The following is a 4041-nucleotide window of genomic DNA, read 5'->3' as shown; positions in this document are numbered from 1 at the left end:
CAGGCCGCCGCCCATATCGGCGAGACGCTCGCCGGGCGGGTCTCCGAGCTCGAACGCGTCAGCACCCAGGCCGCCGCCCATATCGGCGAGACGCTGGCCGAGCGTGCCACCGAGATCGATCTCACCAGCGCCCTCGCCGCCGACCGGATCGCCGACACGCTGTCGGGCCGCATCGCCGACATCGACCGCGCCAGCCGCGAGGCGGGCGAACGCCTGTCGGAAACGCTGAAGACCAACATCGACGAGTTCGACCGCGTCGGTACTTCGGCAGCCGAACGTGTCGCCGGCACGCTCGCCGGCCAGGCCGAGCAGATCGACCGCATGGCGGCGCAGGCCGCGGACCGCTTCGCCGGCACGCTGGGCGCGACCACCGAACGCTTCGAGCGCGTCAGCACGGAGGCGACCGATCGCGTCACGGCAACGCTCGCCGGCGGCGCCTCGCAGATCGAACGCGTCAGCGACGAAGCCGCGGCGCGCATTGCCGGCACCATCGACGAGCGCACCGGCCGCATCGAGGAACGCCTCTCCACCATGGACAAGGCACTCTCGATCGGCCTCGACAGCGTGCACCGCACCATCGACGGCAAGGCCGCAGGCCTTGCCCAGACGCTGCGTTCCGCCGTCACCCAGGCGGTGCAGGACATGGACGCGGAGGCCGTGCGCTCCGCCCAGTCGATCGCCAAGACCGGCGAGGAATTTGCCAACCTCAGCAGCTCGCTGCGCGGCGCCGTGTCGCGCGCGGCGCAGGACATGGGCGCCGAGGCCGTGCGCGCGGCCGAGACCATCGCCAGGACCGGCGAGGAATTCGCCGGCACGCTCAGCGCCCGCAACGAGGCCTTCACACGTTCCGTCGACGAGACGACCGCTGCTGCCGCCGCCCGTTTCGCCGAGGTCGAGGGGCGCCTCGAGAACCAGACGCAGGCGATCAAGTCCGGCCTGACGGATGTCGAGAAGGCGCTGGAAACCCGCGGCAGTTCCATCCGCGCCACGCTCGACGAGCGCACCCGCGAGCTCAACTCCATGCTGGCGAGCCGTTCTGCCGAGCTTTCCAAGCTCATCGACGAACAGGCCCGTCCGGTCATCGACCGCTATGCCGAGACCGGCCGCGAGGCCGCCGACCGCATCACGACCGCCGCGCAGGAAAGCGCCGACCGCCTGCGGGCTGAGAATGCCGCGCTTATCAGCGCGATCAGCGCCCGCACCGCCGACACGCTGAGTGCGATAACGAGCCGCGCCGAAGACGCCGCCCACCAGCTCAACGAGGTCGAAAGCAGCCTGCAGGCGAATGTGCTCGGCCTTATCAGCCGGCTGTCCAGCAGCAACAGCCAGATCGCCGGCCTCGTCAATGAGGCGGCGCAGACGCTGTCGCAGATCGACCAGAACCTCTCCTCGACCACCGAGCGCTTCTCGACCTCGGCCGAGCGCGCCGCCGACATGGTCTCCACCACCTCGCGCCTGCTCGAAGGCAAGGTCGACCGGCTCGCCGACATCTCCGCCGGCACGCTCTCGCAGATCGGCGGCATCGTCGGCCGCTTCGAGGACCACTCGAAAATCCTGTCGCAGGCCTCCGACCTGCTCGCCGCCGCCCAATCGAACCTCGTCAGCACGCTGGAGGAACGCCAGGACGCGCTGCGCTCGCTGTCGGTCGGTCTCGTGCAGCGGTCCGAAGAGATCGAGACGACCATGCGCGGCCTCGAGACGATGATCGGCGGCGTGTTCGAACGCGCCGAAGAGCGTTCCAGCCAGATCGCCGGCAACCTGCGCGGCGGCATCCAGTCCTCGTTCGCCGAGGTCGGCCGCGTGCTCTCGGAGACCGAAAAGCGCACCGAGACCGCCGCCCAGTCGCTGCGCGACACGCTGGTGCAGGCGGGCGAAGAGGCGGGCAAGTCGGTCGAACAGGCCTTCAGCGGTGCCGAGGAACGCACCCGCGACATCGCACAGCGCCTGCGCGGCAGCGTCGCCGCATCGCTCTCGGACGTCGACCGCCTGCTCGGCGAGTCGGCCAAGAAGTCGGACTCGGCGACCTATCAGATGCGCACGGCCCTGCAGCAGGCCGTCGAGGAGGCGCTCGGCAAGTTCAGCGGCGCAACCGACGAGATCCGCCGCGCGGCAAACGACATCCGCAAGGAACTCGACGATACCCGCAGCGAACTGCGCCGCGGCGCCTTCGACCTGCCCGAGGAAGCCAAGGAGAGCGCGGCCAACATGCGCCGCGCCGTCTCGGAGCAGATTCGCGCGCTGCAGGACCTCTCCGACATCATCGGCAAGTCGTCGAGCGCACTCGAAGTCTCGCGTCCCGTGCAGCAGCCGGTCGCCCAGCAGCCGATCCGCCAGCAGCCGGCGGTCGCGCAACCGGTGCAGCAGACCGTGCAGCAGCCGGCGGTCGCGACCGAGCGGCGCGAGGAGCCGGCGCTGCGCGGCACGCTCGGCCTCGAACGGGCGGCAGCCGCCACCGTGCGCGAGCCGCAGCCCGTCGCCGAAAGCCGCCCGGCGCCCGTCGTCGGCGAGGGCGGCGGCTGGATGCGCGACCTCCTGCGCAACGCCTCGCGCGAGGAGACGCAGTTCGGCCAGCCGGCCCGCGGCGAAAGCCAGCCGCAGCGTGCCGCCGAAAGCCGCAATCCGCGCCACGTCGTCGAATCGCTGAACTCGCTGTCGGTCGACATCGCCCGGGCCATCGACCACGACGCCTCCGTCGAACTGTGGCGGCGCTACCAGCGCGGCGAGCGCGACGTCTTCACGCGCCGGCTCTACACGCTGAAGGGCCAGCAGACCTTCGACGAGATCAAGCGGAAATACGAGCGCGAGCCCGAATTCCGCACGGCCGTCGACCGCTATATCGCCGACTTCGAGAAGCTGCTCGCCGACGTCGCGCGCAACGACCGCGACCGCGTCATGACCCAGACCTACCTCACCTCGGACACCGGTAAGGTCTACACCATGCTTGCCCATGCCGCCGGCCGCCTCGGCTGAACCGCCGGCAACAGGACGCACACTATCGACGGGCGGCTTCAGGCCGCCCGTTTCGTTTGCGGCGGCACCTTCTTCCCGTCGGAGCTGACCTGCCGGAACGGCGCATAGCCGACGAACAACAGAAGCAGCGCGGCATAGATCCGCCAGGACGCGACATCCTCCGTCTCGTCCCGACGGATCAACCGGCGGACGCTCGCGGACACCGGCGGACCGGCAAGCCTCGGCGACCCGCCATGCCTCGCCGTATCTCCCGTCATCCGTCCCGAACCGGACGATGGCAGCTACGGTGCCTCCGTCCGGACGGTCCCGCCGTTCATGAACCACGCCTTGGTGAAGAGCGCGAGGTCGACAGGGTTGGGCAGGCGCACGTCGGTGCGATCGGGAAAGGGTTTTTCGGCACAATCGTAGGACCGGTCGATCTGGGACAGGACGACGAAGGTCAGTCCCCTCGCCTCGGCGAAGGCCCGCAGCCTGCGGACCTGCCCCATCAGGTCGGGCTTGTCGCGCTTCTGGTCGAGCAGTTGCAGGTAGTCGACGACGCAGAACGTTCCGGCTGCCGCCGTCGCCAGCCGCTCGACGATATAGTCCGCGCTGATGGCGTCGGAGGGATCGAAGACGAACCGGTCGCCGAACGCGGCCCGGTCCGCGCCGAGCCGCCGGAACCGCTCGCAGACGTCCTTCTCGGCATATTCCAGCGTGAAGAAGACGCAGCGCCCGCCGCCCTTCATCGCCTCGATCGCGAGCCGCAGGCTCATCAGCGTCTTGCCCTGGCCGGGCCGCGCGCCGAGCAACACCAGGTCGCCGGGAGAAAGGGACGCATAGAGCTCGCCGGCGGATGACGGAACCCTTGCTGCAAGCAGGCTCCACCGCGCGAACCCTTCGGCTGCCGCGACGCGGTCGAGGGCGGCATGCAGCGGTATGCCGTCCCTGCGCGACAGCAGACGGGCCTTGCGTTTCAGATGATGGACGGGTGCGGACAATTTCATGCGAAAACCTCCAGTGCGGGCAGCGTTCGCAATCCCTCCGCATGCCGAATGCCCGAACGGTCGGTTCGATGATCGTCAGCCCTGC

At 69.7% G+C, this 4041-nt stretch carries 2 protein-coding genes; one reads left to right on the top strand and one right to left on the bottom strand.

Annotated elements, in window-relative coordinates; genetic code table 11:
* A partial coding sequence (locus LXM94_RS18430; protein ID WP_456239087.1) for an apolipoprotein A-IV repeat region-like domain-containing protein occupies window positions 1–2970 on the top strand: 2970 nt, incomplete at its 5' end.
* 281 nt (window positions 2971–3251) lie between these two features.
* On the opposite strand, the gene LXM94_RS18425 is transcribed toward LXM94_RS18430, so the two are convergent.
* Complete coding sequence (locus LXM94_RS18425; protein WP_235772929.1) at window positions 3252–3956, bottom strand: DNA helicase; 705 nt, start codon at window positions 3954–3956, stop codon at window positions 3252–3254.
* Between the last annotated feature and the right edge of the window lie 85 nt (window positions 3957–4041).

It is taken from the genome of Rhizobium alarense (assembly GCF_021555155.1).
Lineage (GTDB): Bacteria > Pseudomonadota > Alphaproteobacteria > Rhizobiales > Rhizobiaceae > Rhizobium_D > Rhizobium_D alarense.
The sequence above is the reverse complement of the archived record's forward strand: the minus strand, read 5'-3'. Positions and strand labels throughout refer to the sequence as shown.

What these genes read in the sequence shown, in the direction of transcription:
- LXM94_RS18425 (WP_235772929.1), bottom strand. Translation starts at nt 3,956, where the DNA reads ATGAAATTGTCCGCACCCGTCCATCATCTGAAACGCAAGGCCCGTCTG.